General features: G+C 73.8%; 17 protein-coding genes. 8 read left to right on the top strand and 9 right to left on the bottom strand.

Going from position 1 to position 21,417, the window contains the following annotated elements; translation table 11 throughout:
* Positions 1 to 7 precede the first annotated feature (7 nt).
* Genes OG933_RS07630 through OG933_RS07620 form a run of 3 tightly spaced genes read left to right on the top strand, consistent with a single transcriptional unit; the run spans position 8 to position 3,649 of the window.
* Positions 8 to 1,420: an NtaA/DmoA family FMN-dependent monooxygenase gene (locus OG933_RS07630; RefSeq protein WP_405626121.1), complete on the top strand. Its 1,413-nt coding sequence runs from the start codon at positions 8 to 10 to the stop codon at positions 1,418 to 1,420.
* A complete protein-coding gene (locus tag OG933_RS07625) occupies positions 1,417 to 2,508 on the top strand; it encodes an LLM class flavin-dependent oxidoreductase (protein ID WP_362519022.1) in 1,092 nt (363 codons plus the stop codon). The genes OG933_RS07630 and OG933_RS07625 overlap by 4 nt, the downstream gene beginning before the upstream one ends.
* A complete protein-coding gene (locus tag OG933_RS07620) occupies positions 2,501 to 3,649 on the top strand; it encodes an LLM class flavin-dependent oxidoreductase (RefSeq protein ID WP_405626117.1) in 1,149 nt (382 codons plus the stop codon). Before OG933_RS07625 ends, OG933_RS07620 begins: the two co-directional genes overlap by 8 nt.
* 114 nt (positions 3,650 to 3,763) lie before the next feature.
* Here the strand turns inward: OG933_RS07620 and OG933_RS07615 are convergent, their stop codons facing one another.
* The 5 genes from OG933_RS07615 to OG933_RS07595 all read right to left on the bottom strand — a co-directional run bounded on the left by OG933_RS07615 (position 3,764) and on the right by OG933_RS07595 (position 8,509).
* Complete coding sequence (locus OG933_RS07615) at positions 3,764 to 4,876, bottom strand: phosphotransferase (protein ID WP_362519028.1); 1,113 nt, start codon at positions 4,874 to 4,876, stop codon at positions 3,764 to 3,766.
* Positions 4,873 to 5,634: an ABC transporter ATP-binding protein gene (locus tag OG933_RS07610; protein ID WP_405626114.1), complete on the bottom strand. Its 762-nt coding sequence runs from the start codon at positions 5,632 to 5,634 to the stop codon at positions 4,873 to 4,875. Before OG933_RS07610 ends, OG933_RS07615 begins: the two co-directional genes overlap by 4 nt.
* Positions 5,631 to 6,401, bottom strand: coding sequence for an ABC transporter permease (locus tag OG933_RS07605; protein WP_362519034.1), 771 nt, complete (start codon positions 6,399 to 6,401; stop codon positions 5,631 to 5,633). The genes OG933_RS07610 and OG933_RS07605 overlap by 4 nt, the downstream gene beginning before the upstream one ends.
* The gene (locus OG933_RS07600; protein WP_362519037.1) at positions 6,398 to 7,450 is read right to left on the bottom strand and encodes an ABC transporter substrate-binding protein; all 1,053 of its coding nucleotides are present in this window, start codon (positions 7,448 to 7,450) and stop codon (positions 6,398 to 6,400) included. The genes OG933_RS07605 and OG933_RS07600 overlap by 4 nt, the downstream gene beginning before the upstream one ends.
* A 135-nt stretch (positions 7,451 to 7,585) precedes the next feature.
* Positions 7,586 to 8,509, bottom strand: a complete 924-nt coding sequence (locus OG933_RS07595; protein ID WP_362266232.1) for an ABC transporter substrate-binding protein — start codon at positions 8,507 to 8,509, stop codon at positions 7,586 to 7,588.
* Positions 8,510 to 8,938: 429 nt separating this feature from the next.
* Between OG933_RS07595 and OG933_RS07590 the strand changes: the two genes are divergently transcribed.
* A complete protein-coding gene (locus tag OG933_RS07590; protein WP_405626112.1) occupies positions 8,939 to 9,853 on the top strand; it encodes a sulfurtransferase in 915 nt (304 codons plus the stop codon).
* Positions 9,854 to 10,040: 187 nt separating this feature from the next.
* Here the strand turns inward: OG933_RS07590 and OG933_RS07585 are convergent, their stop codons facing one another.
* Positions 10,041 to 11,498: an MFS transporter gene (locus tag OG933_RS07585; RefSeq protein WP_405626110.1), complete on the bottom strand. Its 1,458-nt coding sequence runs from the start codon at positions 11,496 to 11,498 to the stop codon at positions 10,041 to 10,043.
* Between the two features lie 196 nt (positions 11,499 to 11,694).
* On the bottom strand, positions 11,695 to 12,780 hold the full coding sequence (locus OG933_RS07580; RefSeq protein ID WP_362519045.1) for a M12 family metallopeptidase: 1,086 nt from the start codon (positions 12,778 to 12,780) through the stop codon (positions 11,695 to 11,697).
* A gap of 77 nt (positions 12,781 to 12,857) precedes the next feature.
* On the opposite strand from OG933_RS07580, the gene OG933_RS07575 reads away from it, so the two are divergent.
* Entirely contained in the window at positions 12,858 to 14,849 is a 1,992-nt protein-coding gene (locus OG933_RS07575; protein WP_405626108.1) for a LuxR C-terminal-related transcriptional regulator, read from the top strand.
* Between the two features lie 22 nt (positions 14,850 to 14,871).
* On the opposite strand, the gene OG933_RS07570 is transcribed toward OG933_RS07575, so the two are convergent.
* The gene (locus OG933_RS07570) at positions 14,872 to 17,490 is read right to left on the bottom strand and encodes a CHAT domain-containing protein (protein WP_405626106.1); all 2,619 of its coding nucleotides are present in this window, start codon (positions 17,488 to 17,490) and stop codon (positions 14,872 to 14,874) included.
* A 209-nt stretch (positions 17,491 to 17,699) separates the two neighbouring features.
* On the opposite strand from OG933_RS07570, the gene OG933_RS07565 reads away from it, so the two are divergent.
* The 3 genes from OG933_RS07565 (at position 17,700) to OG933_RS07555 (ending at position 20,303) form a co-directional block, all read left to right on the top strand.
* Positions 17,700 to 19,145, top strand: coding sequence for a S8/S53 family peptidase (locus OG933_RS07565; protein WP_405626104.1), 1,446 nt, complete (start codon positions 17,700 to 17,702; stop codon positions 19,143 to 19,145).
* Positions 19,146 to 19,215: 70 nt separating this feature from the next.
* Positions 19,216 to 19,791, top strand: a complete 576-nt coding sequence (locus tag OG933_RS07560; protein ID WP_020127476.1) for an RNA polymerase sigma factor — start codon at positions 19,216 to 19,218, stop codon at positions 19,789 to 19,791.
* Between the two features lie 5 nt (positions 19,792 to 19,796).
* Positions 19,797 to 20,303, top strand: a complete 507-nt coding sequence (locus tag OG933_RS07555; protein ID WP_362519055.1) for a hypothetical protein — start codon at positions 19,797 to 19,799, stop codon at positions 20,301 to 20,303.
* A gap of 226 nt (positions 20,304 to 20,529) precedes the next feature.
* On the opposite strand, the gene OG933_RS07550 is transcribed toward OG933_RS07555, so the two are convergent.
* Positions 20,530 to 21,330 carry an N-formylglutamate amidohydrolase gene (locus OG933_RS07550; RefSeq protein WP_405626101.1) on the bottom strand — a complete coding sequence of 267 codons (801 nt, stop codon included), beginning with the start codon at positions 21,328 to 21,330 and terminating at the stop codon, positions 20,530 to 20,532.
* Positions 21,331 to 21,417: the final 87 nt, after the last annotated feature.

Below are 21,417 nucleotides of genomic sequence, written 5' to 3'. Positions count from 1 at the left end.
CCCCACCATGAGCAAGCCCCAGAAGCAGATCCATCTCGCCGCGCACTTCCCCGGCGTCAACAACACCACCGTGTGGAGCGACCCGCGGGCCGGCAGCCACATCGAGTTCAGCTCCTTCGCGCACTTCGCGCGGACCGCGGAACGCGCCAAGTTCGACTTCCTCTTCCTCGCCGAGGGGCTGCGCCTGCGCGAACAGGGCGGCAAGATCTACGACCTGGACGTGGTCGGCCGCCCCGACACCTTCACGATCCTCGCCGCGCTCGCCGCCGTCACCGAGCGCCTCGGCCTGACCGGGACCATCAACTCCACCTTCAACGAGCCCTACGAGGTGGCCCGCCAGTTCGCCAGCCTCGACCACCTCTCCGACGGCCGTTCCGCGTGGAACGTCGTCACCTCCTGGGACGCCTTCACCGGCGAGAACTTCCGCCGCGGCGGCTACCTCCCGCAGGACGAGCGGTACGCCCGGGCCAAGGAGTTCCTCGCCACCACGGGCGAGCTCTTCGACTCCTGGCAGGGCGACGAGATCGTCGCCGACCCGAGCACCGGCACCTTCCTCCAGGACGCCAAGGCCGGGGCCTTCGTCCACGAGGGCCGGCAGTTCGACATCCAGGGCCGGTTCAACGTGCCGCGCAGCCCCCAGGGCCGCCCGGTGATCTTCCAGGCCGGGGACTCCGACGAGGGCCGCGAGTTCGCCGCCTCGTCCGCCGACGCGATCTTCAGCCGGTACGCGGCCCTCGACGCCGGCCGGGCCTTCTACACCGACGTCAAGTCACGGCTCGCCAAGTACGGCCGGCGCGCCGACCAACTGCTGATCCTGCCCGCCGCGAGCTTCGTCCTGGGCGACACCGACGCCGAGGCCGAGGAGATCGCCAAGGACGTGCGCCGCCAGCAGGTCAGCGGCGCCACCGCCCTCAAGCACCTGGAGTTCGTCTGGAACAGGGATCTGTCCGGCTACGACCCGGAGGGCCCCCTGCCGGACATCGACCCGGACCTCGGCGAGAACCACATCGCACGCGGCCGCGCCCAGGTCCGGATGTACCGCGACCCGGTGGCCACCGCCCGCGAGTGGCGTGAGCTCGCGGAGGCCAACAACTGGTCGATCCGCGACCTGGTCATCGAGACCGGCAACCGGCAGAACTTCGTCGGCTCCCCGGCGACCGTCGCCAGGACGATCAACGAGTACGTGCAGGCCGACGCCGCCGACGGCTTCATCCTCGTCCCGCACATCACCCCCGGCGGCCTCGACGCGTTCGCCGACCAGGTCGTCCCGCTCCTCCAGGAACAGGGCGTCTTCCGCACCGAGTACGAGGGAACCACCCTCCGCGACCACCTCGGCCTCGCGCTCCCCCACTCTCGGCTCCGCTCGAGCGGGGGGACCCCCATCGACGAGGCGGCCGGCACCGCGCGGGTGGCCTCGTGAAGTTCCTCGCCATCACCCTGATCGTGCACCGCCCGGACCCGGTCACCGGTGTCCTGAAGTCCACGCAGGACCGCTTCCGCGAGGTGCTCGACAACGCCCTGCTCGCCGAGGAACTCGGCTTCGACGGCTTCGGCGTGGGGGAGCGGCACGAGCGGCCGTTCATCTCCTCCTCCCCGCCGGTGGTGCTGAGCCACCTCGCCGCCCTCACCCGCCGTATCCGGCTCTTCACCGCCGTGACGACCCTCAGCCTCCTCGACCCGGTCCGTGCCTACGAGGACTACGCCACCCTCGACCATCTCTCCGGCGGCCGCCTGGAGCTGATCATCGGCAAGGGCAACGGCGCCGCCCAGCGCGAGCTGTTCCAGGTCACGCCCGACGACCAGTGGGAGCGCAACGCCGAGAGCTACGAGGTGTTCCGGCGGATCTGGCGCCAGGACAAGGTCACCGCGGCCACCCGTTTCCGCCCGGAACTCACCGACGCGGAGGTGTGGCCCCGGCCGTACCAGCAGCCCGTCCGGGTCTGGCACGGCAGCGCCACCAGCAGGGAGTCCGTCGACCTGGCCGCCCGCTACGGCGACCCGCTGTTCTCGGCGAACGTCACCCACCCCATCGAGCCCTATGCCGAACTGATCCGCTACTACCGGGAGCGCTGGGAGCACTACGGCCACGACCCGGGCGCCCTCGCGGTGGGCGCCGGCTCGGCGGGACTGTACGTGGCCCGTACCTCCCAGGAGGCCGTCGAGGCCTACCGGCCGGTCTTCGAGGGCACGCTCGCCTTCCAGAGACAGGCCGGGCTGCCCGTCGTCTTCGAGACGCTTGAGGACTTCGTCGAGCGCAGCTCCGCCCTGATCGGCAGCCCGCAGCAGGTCATCGACAAGGTGCACCGCTACCACGAACGGTTCGGCCACAGCGTGCTGCATGTGCAGGCCGACGCGGGCGGCCTGACCGACGCCCGGCACCGCGACTCGCTGGAGCTGTTCCAGTCGGAGGTGGCGTCCGTGCTGCGCAAGGACCTGCCGGACCCGCCGTTCGCCTGGGGGCCGGTGCTTCCCACACCGTCGAACACCGAGGAGCCGGCCCGTGTCTGACATCCCCCTCGGCGTGCTCGACCTGGTCCCGATCCCCTCGGGTTCGACGGCCGCGGACGCCCTGCGCAACTCCATCGACCTGGCCCGGCACGCGGAACGGCTCGGATACGCCCGCTACTGGTTCGCCGAACACCACCTCAACCCCGGTGTCGCGGGCACCTCCCCGGCCGTCGTCCTGGCCCTGACCGCGGCCGCCACCTCCACCATCCGGCTCGGCTCCGGCGCCGTGCAGCTCGGACACCGCACCGCCCTGTCCACGGTGGAGGAGTTCGGCCTGATCGACGCGCTGCACCCCGGCCGCTTCGACCTGGGTCTGGGCCGCTCGGGCGGCCGCCCGGCGGGAGAACGGCCGAGCCCGCCGTCCACGGCCACCCCGGTCGTCGACGGCCGGGCCCCGAACGGCCTGCTGATCCCGCCCCGCTTCTCCTTCGAACGCCTCCTCGGCTCGCCCCGGATCGCCCTCCAGCGCCGACTGCTCCTCCTGCCGGAAGCCACCTCGCAGGACTACGCCGAGCAGATCGACGACGTCCTCGCCCTGCTGGCCGGTACCTACCGCTCCCCGGAGGGCCTCGAAGCGCATGTCGTACCGGGCGAGGGCGCCGAGGTCGACGTGTGGATCCTGGGCAGCAGCGGCGGCCAGAGCGCCGAGGTCGCGGGCGCCCGGGGCCTGCGCTTCGCCGCGAACTACCACGTCAGCCCGGCCACCGTCCTGGAGGCGGTGGACGGCTACCGGGCCCGCTTCAAACCCTCCGCGTCCCTCGACGCGCCCTATGTCGGCGTCTCAGCCGACGTCGTCGTCGCCGAGGACGACGACCGCGCCCGCGAACTCGCCGCCGGCTACGGCCCGTGGGTGCGCAGCATCCGCACCGCCGAGGGCGCGATCCCCTTCCCGACCCCGCGGGAAGCACGCGCCCACGCCTGGACCGACGAGGACCGGGCGCTCGTCCAGGACCGGATCGACACCCAGTTCGTCGGCTCCCCGGCCCGGGTCGCCGACCTCCTGGAACAGCTCCAGGAGGCCACCGGCGCCGACGAGTTGCTCGTCACCACCATCACCCACGACCACACGGACCGCGTCCGCTCCTACGAACTCCTCGCCGAGGAGTGGCGCCGCAGGGGTCACTCCGCCCCGTCGGACTGATCCACCGGCGGTCCCGCCGCACCGGCGTCCCCACGGACGCCCGTACGTGTCCGCCTCGGCGCGGCCGGCCTCCTCGCCGCGCCGACGGCGGCACACCCGACCGTCACCCACCGCCTACCGCGAGGTGCCCGCCGTGGATCGCCCGCGCTCGGCCCCGACGGCACGGGCCACGACGTCCAGCAGGCGTCCGCCGTCCTCGCCGGCGAACCACTCGGCGTGCCCCACGCAGTACTCGTACGCCAGCCGGGTGTTCTCCGCGGACCGCGTGACGCCGTGGAAGTAGCCCAGCTCGGACAGCGCGAACTCGGCGTGCACCAGCGGCAGCAGCTCGGGGAGCGCGGCCGACTCGACGGCGGTGAGCGGTCGTACGGACAAGTAGCCGTCGACGAGCGCGGTCACGTCCGCCTCCCGCACCGGACAGCCGGGCCGCAGCCACTGCACGGCGTTGCGTTCGATCGCGGTGGCCAGGTCGTGCACGGCCGTCGTGCGGTCGCTCATGCCGAAGTCCAGGACCGTGCTGACCTGCCCGTCGCCGCCCCACAGCAGGTTGGAGGCGTGCCAGTCGTTGTGGGTCCACAGGGGTTCCAGGCCGGACAGATGGGGCGCGAGCCGTTCGTGCAGCGGCAGCAGCACCCGCCGGACGTCCTCGCGCCACGGGAACCGCTCGATCCCCGAGGCCAGTTGGGGCCGCCCGGCGAGGAACCGTTCCAGCGCCTCCCAGGGGTCCGGCGCGGCGAACACCGTGAACGAGGCGACGAGAGGCTGCACCCGACGCCGGGGCGCGTCGAACCCTCGTGCCGCCAGGTGCAGTCGGGCCAGCGCCTCGCCCGCCGCCCCGGCGTGCGCGCGGGAGCGGAAGGGCGACCAGGACAGCGCGTCCCGGTACAGGTCCTCCCCGGCGCCGGTCGAGTGCACCTCGTACGTCCAGGTGCCGCGTGCCGCCGTGTGCAGCACGTCCACCACCGGCGCGCCGTGCTCGCGCAGGTGGCGCAGGAAGGCGTGCTCCTCCGCCAGCCCCGCCGGGGTGCGCACGGCGATGTGGTGCCGCTTCACGAACAGCCGCCGGCCGTCCCGCTCGACGACGGCCGCCGCGGACAGCGGGCGGGGGCTGCGCCACACCACCCGGGCGCCCGCCCCGACGACGTCCGTCACCTCGTCGTCGGTCAGCGGCGCCCAGTCGGGCTCGACCGGGTCGGTGCCGAGACCGTGGGCCAGATGCGAACTCACGGAGTCCTCACCGCCGTTGTGCCGCGCAGGGCTTCCAGGACCCGGCGCTCGGTGGCCGCGAACCCGGGCGCGGTGAAGTCCTCCGCCCCGCGCGGGCGGGCCAGCGGTACCTCCACGTGGGCGACGACGCCGGCCGGGCGCGGCGACAGGACGTGCACGGTGTCCGCGAGCAGCACCGCCTCGCGGATGTCGTGGGTGACCAGCAGCACCGTCCAGCGATGGCGTTGCCACATCTGCGCCAGCCACAGCTGCATCTCGGTGCGGGTCAGCGAGTCCAGCGCCCCGAACGGCTCGTCCAGCAGCAGCACCGGACGCTCCAGGACGACCGTGCGCAGCAGCGCGGCCCGTTGCCGCATGCCGCCGCTGAGCTGCGAGGGGTACGCCTTCTGGAAGCCGTCGAGCCCGAAGTCGGCGAACAGCGCGTCGGCCCGCGCCCGGGCCTCCTTCCTGCGCACGCCCTGCGCCTCCAGGCCGAGCGCGGTGTTGTCCAGCACGGTCCGCCACGGGAACAACAGGTCCTTCTGCGGCATGTAGGCGACCTTGCCGGAGCGCACCCCGGCCGGTTCGCCCTCCACCAGCACCCGGCCGGTCGTCGGCCGGTCGAGCCCCGAGACGAGGTTGAACAGCGTGCTCTTGCCACTGCCGCTCGGCCCGATCACGGCCGCGAACTCACCCGGCTCCACCGACAGTTCGAGACCGCGCAGCACCTCCAGCGAGCCGAAGGACTTACCCACCTCCTCGATCCGCAGACTGCTCATGACGTCTCCTCCCGCTGCGCCCGCTCCCACGGCAGCACCAGCCGCTGCAGCAGGCAGGTCGCCCCGAACAGCGCGATGCTCAGCGCCGCCGTCACCCCGACCGCCGCAAACACCAGGTCCGTCCGGAACGCGCTCTTCTGCGCCTGCATATAGATCCCGAGCCCGGCCTCCGCACCCGCGTACTCCGCGAACACGGCGCCGACGACGGCGTAGGTGATGCTCACCCGCAGGCCGGCGAAGAAGTACGGCATCGCGCTCGGTACCCGCACCAGCCGGAACGTCCGCAGCCGGCCCGCGCCCAGCGAGCGCAGCAGGCGCATCGCCTCACGGTCGGTCGCGGCGAACCCGGCGGCCAGGTTGGCGGCGAGCGGGAAGAACGTCGTCAGCGTCACCACCAGCATCTTCGGCAGCAGCCCGAAACCGAACCAGATGATGAGCAGGGGAGCCACGGCGACGATCGGGACGGTCTGCGAGGCGACCAGGAGCGGGTACAGCCCCCGGCGGGCCGCCGCCGAGAAGTCCAGGAGCACGGCGACCAGCCAGGCCGCCGCGAACGACAGCGCGAAGCCGAGCAGGGTCTCCTGGAGCGTGGGCACGGTCTGCGCCCACAGGTCCGCGCGGTTGGCCCAGCCCTGCTCCAGCACCCGTGCCGGGGACGGCAGCATCGTCGGATCGACGCCCGCGCCGGTCACGTACAGCTGCCAGCCGCCGACCACGACGGCCAGCACCAGCAACGGCGGCCACAACGACCGCACTACCGGCCTCACTTGGTGCTCCCCGCGTCCTTCGAGGTGGGCAGATAGGCGTTGGTGAAGAACGACGTGGCGTCCGGGGCCTCGGTCAGCCTGCTGCCGTTCGCGTCGCTCAGCAGCCCGGCCCGGTACTCGAAGTCGGCGAAGGCCTGCCAGCGCTCCTCGCTCTGGGTGCCGATCGTGCCGTCGGCTGCCCGGTAGTACTCCTTGGCCAGCAACTCCTCGCTCTTGCGAACGAGTTCGGTGTTGGTGAGCACGCTCTTGTTGGCGTCGACGAGGAGGTCCGCGGCCTGGTCGGGGTGGTCGGCCGCGTACCTGTACCCCTTGTCGACGGCGGCCAGGAACTTCCTCGCGACCTCCGGGTGCTGCTTCAGGAACCGGTCGGAGGATGCGAGGAGCGTCGAGTAGATCGCCGGGAAGCCGTAGTCGGACAGCTGGAAGTTCTTCAGCGGCTTGCCGCTCAGCTCCGCCTCCAGCCCCTCCCAGGTGGGCATCGGCATCGCGAAGTCCGCCTTGCCCGCGTAGAGCGCCGCGTACGCCGAGGTGTTGAGGGTGACCTGCTTGAAGTCACCCTTGCCGCCCGCGTTGCGGATCACCTTCTGCAGGAGCGGCTTCTCGTAGGGCGCGCCGAAACCGGCGTACGTCTCGCCGTCCAGGTCCTTGGGGGACGCGATGTCCGTACGGCCGGCGCGCACGGCGATGGTGACGTTCGTCTTCTGGGTGACCGCGTAGACGGAGGTGATGTCCTGTCCGGCGGCGCGCGCCGTGGTGACGCCCTCCTGGTAGGAGATGCCGAAGTCGGCCTTGTGGCTCGCGATCAGCGTCTCGGGCGCGGTCGAACCGTAGGGCACGATCTTCAGATCGATGCCGGCGGCCTTGAACCAGCCCTTCTGCCGCGCCACGTAGATGCCGGTGTGGTTGGTGTTCGGGGTCCAGTCCAGGGCGAGGGTGACGGTCGTGGTGCCGTCCTTCGCGGTGGCGTCGGCCGAGGGGTCCGCCGAGCAGCCGGTCGCGGCGAGGACGGCCGACGCGGCTATGACGGACAGGACGGTACGGCGGTGCATGAGGGTTCCTTCGGGGGCGAGGGGGGTCGGGGCGGCGTCGGCGCGGTCACGCCCGGCGACACAGCGCGCTGGCCACCCGCTTGAAGTCGACGGCCAGCCGCCGGGTGAGCCCTCGCGCCTGGCAGGACAGGACACTCATGCGGTCACGGCCGGCAGCAGCGCGTTGGTGAAGGAGCGGTCCCAGTCCCGGTCGTGCGCGAGGGCGCCGTGCTCCGCGAGCCAGTGCGCGTACGGGCCCGTGCGCGCCGGGTCGATCACTCCCCAACGGCCTTGCGGGTCGGTCCAGGTGGGTGCGATCAGGGCGAGGGAACGGGCTATCAGCGGGCGCGGGAAGTAGGGGATGACCCCTTCGAGCAGCTCCAGCGTCCGCTCGGTGTCCTGCGCGGCGGCCGCGTAGCCCCGGGCCGTGACGGCGAGGAAGTCCCGTACGAGAGACGGCTGTTCGGCGAGCAGGCGCTCGTTCGTGCCCAGTAGGTAGCTGTGGTAGAGGGGTGCGCCGATCTCGTCGACCGGCCAGGTCACGCGCCGCTCCTCGGGGAGGTCGCCGCGCAGCGCGTCCCAGGACCAGTAGGTGCCGAAGGTGGCGTCGGCCTCGCCCGCCTCGATGTCGTCGACCGTCAGTTCGCGGGTGCCCGCGTCGATCGTGACCACCGCGTCCGGGTCGCCGCCGTCGGCCGCCACCAGATGGCGGACCATGGCCAGGCCGCGCGGGGTCGGGTTCAGGGCGAGGCGACGGCCCGCGAGCTCACGGGGGCGGGTGATCCCGGTGGACGCGGTGGTCTGGATCGCCTCCAGGCCCCGGTGGTTGACGGCGGCCACCGCGATGAGCGGCTGGCCGTGCGCGGCCCGCCGGGCCAGCAGCCGGTTGGGCGGGAAGACACCGAAGTCCACCTCGCCGCGGGCCAGGTACTCCAGGGTGTCACCGCGTCCCGGATCCTGGACCACGAGTTCCACGTCCAGCCCGGCCTGCGCGAACCAGCGGCGGGCACGGGCCACATAGAAACCGGAGGAATTGGGCCAGGGATGGAAATAGTCGAGCATGACCCGGATGTGCGGCATGAGGGAACTCCGAAGGCGGCGCGCGGGAACGCGGAAGAGTGGCGGAGGGGGGAGGGAGTGTGCGGCGTGCGGGGCGGTGCGCGGTCAGACGGACCGGCGACAGCGGCACGCGCGGAGGTTGCCCGGGCGACAACAACAGGAGCTGCCCGCCGGGGTGGAGACCACCGGAGGCTTCGGCTCTACTGCTGCGGACACGTGAACTCCTACGCGGGGCGCCTGGGCGCGTTTCGTGCGGTCGGCGTCCCCATGGGGACCGCGTTCGACGAACGGATCCCAGACGCCCTCTCAGCCCGTCCGGGGAGGGGCTCCCGCGTAGATGGCCGAAACCATAACGGCAGCCGACGGTCCTCGCGCAACCTTGATCCGGAATATGAGACGGCCATGATCAGTGGGTAAGACGCCCAGCTCACGGGCGTACCATCGGCCGCCATGACCACCTCCCCGCTGCCCGGCCCCCTCGTCGACGACACCTGGCTGGCCGCCCGGCTCGACGATCCCCGGCTGGTCGTCCTCGATGCCACGGTGCTGCTTCCCTCGCCCCGGCACGACGGTGACCACCGCTGTGCGAGCGGCCGTGAGGGATGGGTCCGACGACACCTCCCCGGGTCCCGGCACGCCGACCTGACCGGGGACTTCTCCGACCGCGACGCGCCCTGCCACTTCACCGTGCCGGGCCCGCAGGCGCTGGCTCGCGCGCTCGCCCGGGTCGGCGTGGGGGAGGGCGGCGCGGTGGTCGCGTACGACACCGGGGGCGGGATCTGGGCGGCCCGGCTGTGGTGGATGCTGCGGGCGATCTCCGTGCCGGCGGCCGTGCTCGACGGGGGCCTCGCGGCCTGGGAGTCGGCGGGACGGCCGCTCGCGTCCGGCGACGACCCGGCGCCGGTGCCCGAGGTGACCCCCGTGACGCCCGTCCCGCGTCCCGAACTGTGGACCGATGTCCACGCGGTGGAGGCCATCAGCCGGGGTGAGCGGCCCGGCACACTGGTCTGCGCGCTGCCCGCGGCCGGCTTCGACGGGTCGGCCCCCACCCGGTACAGCCGACGCGGACACATCCCCGGGAGCCGGAGTCTTCCCGGTCGCGAACTCCTGGACGGCGAAGGGCGCGTGCTGCCCGCGGCCGAGCTCGCCGCGCGCGTCGGTGCCGGTCTCGACGCCGCCGACACGCCGGTCGTCCTGTACTGCGGCGGCGGTGTCTCCGCCGCCGGGGTCGCCCTCGCCCTCACCCTGCTCGGGCGCGAGGACGTGTCCCTCTACGACGGTTCCCTGGAGGAGTGGTCGAAGGATCCGGCACGACCACTGGAACTGGGCGGCGCGGCCCGGCCCCGACCGGAACAGGGCGACTGACCCGCCGACGACCTGGGTCGTGTCCGTAGAGTCCCGCCTGGTTCGCGACGCCCGGCACCCGCTCGTTGTGGGGTCGGGATCGCCCACGTACACCCGGTAAGAGGGCGACTCTCCGCCTCGCGATCGCACGCACCGGACGCCGCGAGCCCTGCCATCCGGGCAGACGGCGCCACTTTGCGGACTCGACCTACGGCGCCTCGCTCGACGTACGGTCCGCAGCCCCCGCACGCCCGCGTACCCGTCCCGCACCGGACGGAACGCGCGCCAGCGCCAGGCTCACCGGCAGGGCGGCCGCCAGCAGGCCCGCGCAGACGACCGACGCGACCGCGAACGCCGTCCTCGGCACGCCCTCCGCCGAGGACGCACCCCGCAGGTAGATCCCGGAGACCGCGCTGAGGCACACCGCCGCCGCGATCCGCTGGGTCATCTGCAGGATGCCGCCCGCCACCCCGGCCGCCTCGGCCGGGGCGTGCTGCAGGACACGCGCCTGGTTCGGGGAGACGGTCAGCCCGGCCCCGGCGCCCGAGGCCACCTGGACCGCCGCCAGCACGAGCGGCAACGCGGCGAGCGGCAGCGTCACCGCCGCCAGGGCGCCGCCCAGCAGGGCGAGGACGCCCACCGACAGACCGAGGGTGACGGTACGGGCGCCGATCCGCCGCACCACCCGCCAGGCCACCGCCGACGAAACCCCCATCGCGACCGCCGACGGGAGCGTCACGGCCGCCGTGATCAGCGCCGAGAGGCCGAGCCCGCTCTGCAGGAACAGCGTCAGCACCAGCCCGGCCGCCAGGGACGCGCCGAAGTTCGCCATCGCCACCAGCGTGCCCAGCGTGTACGGCGCCGAGCGGATCAGCGAGGGGTGCACCAGCGGCACCCGCCCCCGCCGGACCCGCCACCACTGGCCCAGCACCAGCGCGCCCGCCGCGACCAGCGCCGCCGCTCCCCACAGCGCGACCGCGCCACCACCGTCCGGCGTCCGGATGAACGGCAGCATCAGCGACAGGGTCAGGGCCGCCACGCACAGCAGTCCCCACAGGTCGGGACGGCCGGGCGCCGCGACCCGCCGGGGCGGCGGCAGCCTGCGTGCCGCCAGCCACAGGGTGACCGCCCCGCACGGCGCGCTCAGCAGCAGACACAGCCGCCAGCCCGTCCCGGGACCGCACAGCGCGACCAGCGCCCCGCCGAGCGCCGGGCCCAGTGCCGCCGCGACCCCGCCGGTGACCGCGTACAGGCCGAGGGCGCGGGCCCGGTCCAGGCCGTGGAAGACGTCCTGGAGCGTGCCGATCACCTGGGAGTTGACCAGTCCGGCGCCCGCCCCCTGCACCAGCCGGGCCACGACCACCGTGGCCGGGTGGGTGCCGGTGGCGGCGACCGGGCCGCACAGCACGAACGTCGAAAGGCCGACGAGGAACAGGTGTTTGCGGCCGCGTACGTCACCCAGACTGCCGCCCGGCACCAGGGCGAGCCCGAAGGCCAATGAGTAGCCGGAGACGATCCACTGCACGTCCGTCGCGCCGGCGGACAACGACTGGCGCAGCGCGGGGACGGCGATGTTGAGGACCGACTGGTCCAGCAGGGTCGTCGCCCCGGCCGCCAGACAGACCGTCAGTACCCGCCGGGCCGCGCGATCATCTCCCGGAAGCATGCCGTCATGCTCACACCGCCCGGACGCTCCTGTCCCCGTCCCGGCCGGCCTGTTCGCACGATGGAAACACGCCGGGCGGGTCCGCCCGTGGACGGCGGCCCCGGTGTGGCCGGGGACGCGTCCCCCTCCCCCGAGGGAGACGCGTCCCCGGCGCTTCCCCCGGCGCCGGACTGTGGTTCGCGGGTGGCCTCACGGCTCACCAGCACATGACCGCCGTCTCGCCCGAACCCCAGCCGGAGTACAGGCGTACGCGGACGAAGTAGCGGCGGTCCCTGACGAGCCGGACCCTGATCGTGGCGTTGTGCGGAGTGCCTCCGTCGTCGTGCCCCGCGAGGAAGCGCGGCTCCCCGTCCCGCTCCTCGAAGACCACGACCATGGAGTCGCTCTCCCCGAAGGTGGCGAAGGTGTACTCGCGGGTCTCGCGCGGCTCGACGGTGAAGTCGACCTGCTCGCCCGGCCCCAGCGACAGCGGCACCGAACGGAACGGCACCAGCGCCGGCGGCCGCGCCCCCTCGGGCGGCGGATACCAGCCGAGGACGAACTCCTTGTCCAGCGGCGACAGCCCGCCGGACGGATGCACACCCCCGCGGAACTGCTCCGGCTCCAGGATCAGCCCCGCCGAGAAGGGATACTCCATGACGGACTGCGAGTCCCACACCGACCCGTTCACCTCGGCCGGGTCCAGCTTGCGCAGGATGTTGAACCAGGTCCGGTCCCGGCTCCAGTGGTTGGGCGGGCCCGCGAGATCGGCGTACACGGCCTCGTCGTCCCAGTGGAGGCCGGCGAACGGGTTCTGGTGCTCGTGCTGCATGCCGAGCGCGTGCCCGATCTCGTGCAGGGCCGTCGCGCGCTCCCCGGGCGCGGTCAGGTCCCAGCCGAAGTTCATGGTGCGCTCGTTGAGACCGGCCGACAGCGCGTCCCGGCCCACCGCCGACCAGGAGCCGTCACCCGGCTGGAACCCGATGCGCAGCTCCGCCTCCGAGCGGTCGGCGACCTCGGCGAAGGACACCCCGATGCCCAGCTCCCGCCACTCGCGAAAGCAGTCCCGCACGACCTCCCGCTGGTCCTCGCCGCCGACCCAGGACACCCAGCGGGTCCCCCCGGAACCCGGCAGGGCGATGACCGACCCGTCGCTCTCGCCGTCGAGGAAGCAGTAGTGCAGCACCGTCCCGTTGACCCACATCCGCCGCCCGCTCATCAGCGCGCCGAGCCGCTCGACGGCCAGCCCCGGCGCGAAGGCGGGGGCCGACTGCTGGGCGAGCGAGCAGTAACGGGCGGTCATGGGTTCCAGGTTGCCGTGCGGGACCGGCGGCGGCCTGAGTCAGGGGCTACTCAAGTCACCCTGTATCAGGCGTGAGTATGCCGACTCCCCATGATGTGACGACCTTCGAACCCCAGGACACGACCCTGCGACTGCCGTGGCCGTTCACGGGCCGGGACGAGGAACTGGCCCTCGTGCGCCGCTCGTTGGCGGTGGGCCGGCCCGGCATGGTGATCACCGGACCGGCGGGCTGCGGCCGCACGCGGCTGGCCATGGAGGCGATCCGCGGCACCGACTGCGTCCGGGTGGCCGGCACCCCCGGGACCCGCGGCCTGCCGTTCGCCGCCTTCGCCCACCTGCTCCCCGAGGGCGTCACCCTGCACAGGGCGGTCCAACTCCTGTCCGGCGTGCGGCAATTGCTGGTCGACGACGCGCAGCTGCTGGACGACGCCTCCGCGGCCCTGCTCCACCAGTTGGCCGTCCAGGGCCGCACCCGGCTGCTGGTCCTCGTCACGGACGGGGCCCGCCCGCCCGGCGCGGTCGCCCGCCTGTGGACCGGCGAACTGCTGCCCCGCCTCGCCCTGGAGCCCCTGCCCCGCGAGGACACCGCCCCACTCCTCGACGCCGGCGCCGGTGGCCCCCTGGAGCCCCTCGCCGTCAACCGCCTGCACCGTCTGTGCCGGGGCGATCTGCGCCTCCTGCGCGATCTGCTGGACGCGCTGCGCGAGCAGAGCCTGCTGACCAGGGACGCGGACACCGACGAGCGGACCTGGCGCGGCCGCGTCCCGGTGACCCCTGCCCTTCGGGAACGCGCCGCCGCCGTGCTCGCCCGCACCTGCCCCGACGAACGCGAGATCCTCGACCGGCTCGCCTTCGCCGAACCGCTGCCGCTGGCGGCGGACACCCTGGACCTGAGGATCCTCGAACGCCTTGAGGCGGACGGCCTCCTCGACGTCGGCGACGACACGACCGTCCGTCTGGCCCACCCCCTGCACGGCCCGGTCCTGCGCGCCGAGGCCGGCCGGCTGCGCGCGAGGCGGCTCACCGGCCGACGACGGTCCACCGCGTCCGCCCTCGACGCCGAGGCGGCCGAACTGACCCGCCGCATCGAGCGGGCCGACGTCCGGACGACGCCCACGCCCGTGGGGGAGTGGGTCGTAGCCGAGGGGGAACCGGTACCGGCGCGGTACGCCGCCGTCCGCGCGCGGTTCTCACGGCTGCGGGGAGAACTGCGCGAGGCGGCGGCCTGGGCGCGGGAGGGCCTGGCCGCCGCCCCGCAGGACCGCGCCTGCCGCACCGAACTGGCCCTGGCCGCCGCCCAGTCGGGCCAGACGGGCGCACCGATCGACCTCCTCGCCGAACACCCCGGCACCGCCGCCTGGCCACCGGCCGCCCGCGGAGACCTCGACACGGCCCTGAAGACACTCGAAGAGGCCGGGACCGGGACCGACGCCCCCGGCACCGACGCCCCCGGCACCGACGACCCCGGCACCGGCACCGACACCACTGACCCCGGCGAGGCCCACGACCCCCACAACGCCAGCGACCCCCACAACGCCAGCGACCCCCACAACTCCAGCGACCCCTACAACGCCCGCGACCCCTACATCGCCTACGACGCCGTACGCCTCGGTGACCCCCGGCGTGCGGTCCGGCTTCTCCCCTCCGACGGCTGCCTCGCCCGGCACGCCCGGGCGCTGGCCGGGGGTGACGGACCGGCGCTGGACCTGGTGGCCGCCGAGCTGGAGGAGCGCGGATTCCTTCTCTTCGCGGCCGAGGCGTACGCGCAGGCGGTACGTGTCCACCGGGACGCCGGTGCGGCCCGCACCGCCCGTACGCGCGCCGTCGCCCTGGCCCGGCGCTGCCAGGGCGCCCGCACCCCGGCCCTGTCCGGTCTCGTCCTGGGCGAACTCACCGCACGCCAACGGCAGATCGTCACCCTCGCCGCGACCGGTCTCAGCAACCGGCAGATCGCCGAACGCCTCACCCTGTCCGTCCGCACGGTCGGCAACCACCTCTACGGCGCCTACACCCGGCTCGGCGCGGGCGACCGCGGCGCCCTGCCGTGGCTGGTGGAACAGCCGGCCTGAACGCGCCGGGACCCGGGCCGCCTCACGCCGCGCCGAACGCGGTGAACGCCCATCCCGTCGCCTGGTGCAGCGCGTCGTCCGGCAGCGCGGCACGGGCGTCCCGCAGGGCCTCGGCCAGGGAGAGGCCCGCGCTGATGCCCTTGTGCAGGGCCAGCATCAGCGGGACGACCGCCGCGTCGTTGACGGGTGCGCTGCTGGCCAGCACACCCGCCGTGCCCAGCGGCAGCAACGCCGTGACCAGGCCCAGGAGTTCGTCCGCGCCGACCGAGGCGAGCCGGGCGGTGTCGCAGCTGGAGAGGATGATCCGGTACGGGCTGCGGGCGAGCCGCTCGAAGTCGTGGACGATCAGCGGGCCGTCCGCCATCCGCAGGGACGAGAACATCGGGCTGTCGCCGCGGAACGTGCCGTGCGCGGCGATGTGCGCCAGCGCGGCCCCGTCCAACTCCTGGAGCACCCGCGACACATGGGCGTCCTCCTGCTCCAGCACGATCGGCCTGCCGTACCGCCCGGCGACCTCCGGCACCTCCGCCCCGCAGGACGCCAGCCCCGGCCCCCGTACGAGGACCTGCCGGCCGCCCGGGGGCGGTTCGGTCTCCCGCGCGCGCAGCCAGCCGCTGGCCGACGGCGACACACTCACCACCCGCTCCCGCAGCGACGGCAGCAGCGCCCACGGCACCCGGTGCAGCCGGGCCGGCGGCACCACGACCAGCGGACCCGGGCCCAGGTGCCTCGCCGCCTCGCCGAGCAGCAGCTCCTCCAGCCTGCGCCCCGCCGCCTCCACCACCGGCAGCCGGGCCTCCGCGCCGGGATGGGCCAGCCGCCGCAGCCCGGCCTGTACGTGTTCGGCCTCCCGCTCCGCCTCGGCCAGCAACCCGCCCGGGAAGCGGCGCACCCGCCCGCCCCCGCACAGCAGCACCTGAACCCGCCCGTCCAGTACGGCCAGTTCGACCAGCCGCCCGTCGCCGAGCCCCTCCAGCAGCCGGCCCGCGTCGAACCGGTCCCCGCCGAACCGGTCGCCGCCCCAGGGCGTGACCCCCCGGATGTGCAGGGTCCGGGAGCGGACCTCCCGCTCCAGGCGCCGCTGTTCACGCTCCAGCGTCGGCACCGGCCGGCCGTCCATCCGGGCGGCCTCCGCGCGGGCGGCGATCACCCGGAACGCGGTCAGCCCGCTCAGCAGCGCCGGGTCGGCCGGCGGCCGGGTGGGCGGCGTCGACAGCGCCGTGGCCCGCCACCGCTCGCTCCACACCAGCAACTGCCTCGGCCCGCCCCGCTCCAGACTGACCTCCTGGGCCAGCGCGGCCAGCTCGGCGCCCTGCGCGGTGGCCCGGGCCCGCAGCTCCGAGGCGCCCAGCGTCGTCCGGTGGTCGTCGAGGACGTCCAGTCCGCGCCGGCAGGCCTCCAGCACGCCCCGGCCCGAGCCGGTGGCCCGCGCCCACAGCGCCTGCGCCGCCCAGCCCGTCATCCGTGCCAGCGGCGGCCCGCTGCGCCGGCTGCGGGCCGCGATCTGGAGGTACCGCTCGGCGTCCGTGGTCCAGTTCAGGTCCAGCGCGATCCGGCCCGCCAGCAGCCAGGCCTGCGGAGCCGCCGGCGCCTGGAAGGAGGCCAGCCGCTCGGCGAGCCTGGCGGCGTCCGCGACCAGCCGCCCCGAGCCGCGTCCGGTGGCCACCCGCGCCTCGATCAGCACCAGCCGGGCGTGCGTCTCCCACCAGGTGCGCCGCTGTCCCGCGAAGAGCCGCTCGGCCACCGCCGCGCGGGCGATCGCCGTCCCTGGATCGCCCGCCAGCCGCGCCGCCCTCGCGGCCGTCAGCAGCAGTTCCGCCTTACGGGTGGACTGCCCGCCGATGCCGTCCAGCACCCCGATCGCCGCGTCCGCCTCGGCCAGCGCCTCCGGCGCGAGACCGGCGGCCATCAGGACCTCGCAGCGCCGGATGTTGAGCATGAACGTCGGCGTGCCGAGCTTCGCGTACCGCTCCTCCGCCTCGTCGAGGAGCCGCAGCGCGGCCGGCACGTCCCCGGAACGGAAGGCGGCGAGGCCCCGGCTCTCCACCGCGTCCGCCTTGTCGTGCTCCTGGCCGGTGGTGTCCCACAGCGCCTCGGCCGCCGTGAAGTCCGCCTCGGCCCGCTCCACCGCCCCGAGGGCCAGGTGCACGGTGGCGCGCAGGGTGAGGGCGCGCGCCGTCCAGATGACGTCGTCGGCCTGACGCAGCACGGGGATCGTCCGGCGTACGTCCTCCAGTGCCTCGCGATGGTGGCCGAGGACCCACAGGGAGTAGGCCCGCCGGTACATCACGCGGGCGCGGGTGTGGCCGGTCCCGCGCTCGACCCCCCGCTCGAAGGCGGCGAGCCCCTGCCGGGTGCGGCCCGCGTGCACCAGCGCCACGCCGAGCGTGCCGAGGACGTCCGCCTCCCGCTCGGCCGAGTCAGCGCGCGCCGCGAGGTCCCGGGCGCGCCGCAGATGGTCCAGGGCCAGACGCATGTCGCCCCAGTCCCGCTGCCAGATGCCGATCACCTGGTGGGCGACCGAGGCGTGCAACGGCGTCGGATCGGTGTCGAGCACTCCTTCCGCCCGCGACAACGCGTCGCCCGGGGCGGCGAACACCATCGGCAGCAGTTCGAGAACCGAGTCGTTTCCCGCTGTCACTCCACGGATGGTAGTGCTCCGGCCTGCGCGCCACACCGGTTCGGCACTGTATCCACCAGTAACAATTGGACGTCGTGTCAACGGAATCGGCATCGTGAGGGGGCGCGCGGCCGCAACCGCACCACCCTCATCTGCCGTCGCACCACCTGTATCAGACGGCCGTCCCGCGGGTCTTGCTGTCGACCACCGGCTGTAGGGGAGGACACGCCATGGCACCACAGCGATTCCACGAGCAGTTCGACCATCTCCAACGTGCGCTGCCCGACGTCCCGTTGGCGATGGGACCGGACGACTCCGCCGAGTTCATCTACGAAAAGGGTGTCGTCCTCGCACGCGACGGCGAGGAGGCCCGGACCGTCGAGGACGCCGTCCGCTCGCACTTCACCGCGACCGAGGGCCTGGTCCCCGACCATGTGCGCCGGGCGGGCCCGGAGACCAACCGCTCCGGCATCACCCGGATCCGGGTCGGCGACCCCGGTGAGGGCGGCCGGGGCGCCGACCACACCGTCGCCGGTGCCCTGCGCGCGCTGCGGGAGACGGAGGGCCGGGCCGGCCGCCGTCTGATCAGCCGCAACCACCTGGTGTCGATCGCCGTCAACGCCTGCCCCGGCGACGAACCGGTGCCCGCCCCGCGCAGCGCCCGGCCCAACCCCGCCGCGGCACCGGCGGCCCGTGCCGCGCAGGGCGCGCAGGGTGCGGAGGGCTCCGGCGCCGTCGGCGTGCTCGTGATCGACACCGGCCTGACCCACGACTACCGCTCCTACCCGCTGCTGGCCCGCACCGAGGGCGACGCCCAGGTCAGGGAGACCGACGAGGACGGGATCCTCCAGCAGTACGTCGGTCACGGCACGTTCATCGCAGGGCTCGTCGCGGCCGTCGCGCCGGACACCGACGTCACCGTGCGGGGCACCCTCAACGACGCCGGCGCGATCCTGGAGTCCGAGTTCGGCGAGCGGCTCTTCGACGCCGTCGAGGACGGCTGGCCGGACATCATCAGCCTCTCCGCGGGCACCTCCAACGGCCGGGTCGACGGCCTGCTCGGCGTGGCCGCGTTCATGGAGGAACTCCGGGACCGGGGAACCCTGTTGGTCTCGGCCGCCGGCAACAACGGCAGCGCCGCGCCCTTCTGGCCCGCCGCCTACGCCTCGCTGCCCGAGTACGCAGACGCGGTGCTGTCGGTCGGCGCGCTGCGCGGCGACGGCGAGTTCGGCGCCTGCTTCAGCAACCATGGCCCCTGGGTGAAGGTCTACGCCCCCGGCGAGCGCCTCACCAGCGCCCTCACCGGTTTCGACAGCCCCGTCCCGTACGTCTACCAGCACTCCACCTACGAGGCCTGCCGCTACGGCTTCAGCTACTCCTGCACCTGCCGCTCCCCGCGCCACACCGGGGTGTTGAGCGAGGCGCAGCAGGTCACCCCGGGCAAGCCGGACCAGGTGATGTTCGAGGGGCTGGCGTCCTGGAGCGGCACCTCCTTCGCGACGCCGCTGGTGGCCGGGCTCGTCGCGGCCCACATGACCGCGCACGGGCTGTCCGATCCACGGGCCGCCGCCCGCCGACTCCTGGCCACCGGTTCCGAGTTCGCCGAGGTGCGGGGTGCGCACGTGCCGGCACTGCTTCCGCCCACCTGGCAGCCGGCCCAGGTGGGTCCGGCGTGAGGTCGGCATGACGTCCGAGAGGTGCCCCGCCACGGCGTACGATGACAGGCCGTACACGAGGGGTGGGGCCGTGGACCGTACTGATGTCGGCGCGCTCGTCCAGTCCGCCGTCGACGGTGACACGGCGGCCTGGAAGGCGCTGGTGGACGGGCTGAGCCCATTGGTGTGGTCGGTCGTGCGCGCGCATCGGCTCTCCGACGCCGACGGGCACGAGGTGTACCAGACGGTGTGGTTCCGCTTCGCCCAGCATCTCGGGCGGATCCGGGAGCCGCACAAGGCCGGTTCGTGGCTCGCGAGCACCGCGCGCAACGAATGCCTGAAAGTGATCAAGAGCTTAAGGCGGCTGACGCCGACCGACGATCCGCTGCTGCTCGACCGGGCCAGCGAGGATCTGACCCCTGAGCAGTCGGTCCTCGACTCGGAGGAGGCGGCCGCGCAGAGCGAGCGGGTCCGGTTCCTGTGGCAGGAGTTCGAGGCGCTCGGCGAGCGCTGCCGGCAGCTGCTGCGGGTGCTGATCGCCTCGCCGCCGCCCAGTTATCAGGAGGTGTCGGCCGCCCTGGGCATCGCCGTCGGCAGCATCGGACCGATGCGCCAGCGATGTCTGCGCCGCCTGCGCGCCCGACTCGACGCACGGGGAGCCCTGTGAACGGCATGAACGGTACGAACGGCGTGAACGACGACGAGCCCGACGACATCTTCGGCGAAGTCCCCTTCGTGGACGAGGAGTTCGACCACGACCGGCTGGAGGAGGAACTCCGCCAGGCCGCCGCCATCCTGGACCCGGTCCCCGCCGAGCTGCGGCGGGCCGCCATCGAGGCCTACGCGCTGCACGACCTGGACGCGCGGATCGCCGAGCTGACGTTCGACTCGTTGGTCGACGCCATCCCGGTGCGGGGAGCGGTGGACGTGCCGCGGATGCTGACCTTCCACACGGGTGGGCTGACGGTCGACGTGGAGGTGACCGACGAGGGACTGATGGGTCAGCTGCTGCCGCCCCAGTCGGCCTCGATCGAGGTCCTGCACGGCCCCCGCGCGGGCGCCTCGCTCACCGCCGACGACATGGGCCGCTTCGCCTGCGACGCGCCTCCCGGCGGCCCGTTCGCCCTCCGGCTGCGGACCGACGCGGAGGTCGTCGTGACGGAGTGGCTGCGCGCCTGAGACCAACGACGACGGACGGCCTCCGCGGCCCCCGGACGACGGTCCCCCACCGCGAGGCGACCCGGCCGTCGGGGACCGCGAGCCGCGGTCCCGGCAGACGGCGCGTCGACCGGAGTGCCCATCGGCGGTGGGGGTCCGGCAGGCTGCCACGGCGGGCTCCTCGGTCGTGTCGCCCACCGTCATCGGGGCCCGGCGGTCCGTCCGGCGCGGGTGCGGGGGCCGCGGGTCAGCTGGACACGGTGTCCACGAGGGCCGCGAGTGCCGAGGCGAGCCGGGTGAGGCCCGGCCCGGCCGGCCCGCCCGGCTCGGTCATGTACGTGTCCCGCCGGATCTCCACCATCAGCGCGCTCACCCGTGGTTCCTTGCCGTAGTGCTCCAGGGGCACATAGGCACCGGCGAACGGGCTGTCGAGCCCGGTTTCCCCGACCGCCTCCCCGAACGCCTTGCGCGCGGCGGCGAGCAGCTCGGGCGGGGTGTGGAAGGCGTCGGTGCCGAGGCAGACCGGCGGCCGCGGTCCCTCGCCGTGCAGTTCGTAGGGCAGCGGCTCGGTGGGGTAGGAGTGCACATCGACGACCACGGCCCGTCCGACGGCCGCCAGCCGCTCGGCGACGGCGTCGGTCATCGCCTGCGCGTACGGCCGGAAGTAGCGGGCGACGAGCGGCTCGGGGTCGGTCTCCTGCGGTCGCAGCACCTCGCGGTGCGTGGTCCGTGTGTACACGGCCCCCATGCCGACGGCCCGCATCTCCTCGCGCTCGTCCGGGAACCGCTCCGGATCGACGACCAGCCGCGACAGCCGGTTCACGAACCGCCAGGGCGTCACTCCCGCCAGCCGCGCCGCCGCCTCGGCGATCTCCGCGGTGTGCGAGTCGGTGATGTGGTCCAGCTCCCGCTCCAGCGCCCCGTCGTCCAGCACGATGCCCGCCCGCACCTCGGCCGGTATCTCCCGCGCCGAGTGCGGCACATGAAGGATGACCGGCGAGTCGGCGGCGCCGGGGAGGAAGGAGAAGGACGGTGCGGCAGAGGTCATGAGGCTGCTCCGGGGGCGTGGACGGTGGGAGTGGCGCATGATCAAGATGCCATATCGGCCCGTCCGGGTGACCCGTGCAGCCGTCGC

The sequence above is a fragment of the Streptomyces sp. NBC_00016 genome, from assembly GCF_045040885.1.
Classification (GTDB): Bacteria; Actinomycetota; Actinomycetes; order Streptomycetales; family Streptomycetaceae; genus Streptomyces; species Streptomyces coriariae.
The sequence above is the reverse complement of the archived record's forward strand: the minus strand, read 5'-3'. Positions and strand labels throughout refer to the sequence as shown.

What these genes read in the sequence shown, in the direction of transcription:
- OG933_RS07630 (WP_405626121.1), top strand. Translation starts at nt 8, where the DNA reads ATGAGCAAGCCCCAGAAGCAGATCCATCTCGCCGCGCACTTCCCCGGC.
- OG933_RS07610 (WP_405626114.1), bottom strand. Translation starts at nt 5,634, where the DNA reads ATGAGCAGTCTGCGGATCGAGGAGGTGGGTAAGTCCTTCGGCTCGCTG.
- OG933_RS07600 (WP_362519037.1), bottom strand. Translation starts at nt 7,450, where the DNA reads ATGCACCGCCGTACCGTCCTGTCCGTCATAGCCGCGTCGGCCGTCCTC.
- OG933_RS07595 (WP_362266232.1), bottom strand. Translation starts at nt 8,509, where the DNA reads ATGCCGCACATCCGGGTCATGCTCGACTATTTCCATCCCTGGCCCAAT.
- OG933_RS07590 (WP_405626112.1), top strand. Translation starts at nt 8,939, where the DNA reads ATGACCACCTCCCCGCTGCCCGGCCCCCTCGTCGACGACACCTGGCTG.
- OG933_RS07585 (WP_405626110.1), bottom strand. Translation starts at nt 11,498, where the DNA reads ATGCTTCCGGGAGATGATCGCGCGGCCCGGCGGGTACTGACGGTCTGT.
- OG933_RS07580 (WP_362519045.1), bottom strand. Translation starts at nt 12,780, where the DNA reads ATGACCGCCCGTTACTGCTCGCTCGCCCAGCAGTCGGCCCCCGCCTTC.
- OG933_RS07575 (WP_405626108.1), top strand. Translation starts at nt 12,858, where the DNA reads ATGCCGACTCCCCATGATGTGACGACCTTCGAACCCCAGGACACGACC.
- OG933_RS07565 (WP_405626104.1), top strand. Translation starts at nt 17,700, where the DNA reads ATGGCACCACAGCGATTCCACGAGCAGTTCGACCATCTCCAACGTGCG.
- OG933_RS07555 (WP_362519055.1), top strand. Translation starts at nt 19,797, where the DNA reads ATGAACGGTACGAACGGCGTGAACGACGACGAGCCCGACGACATCTTC.
- OG933_RS07550 (WP_405626101.1), bottom strand. Translation starts at nt 21,330, where the DNA reads ATGACCTCTGCCGCACCGTCCTTCTCCTTCCTCCCCGGCGCCGCCGAC.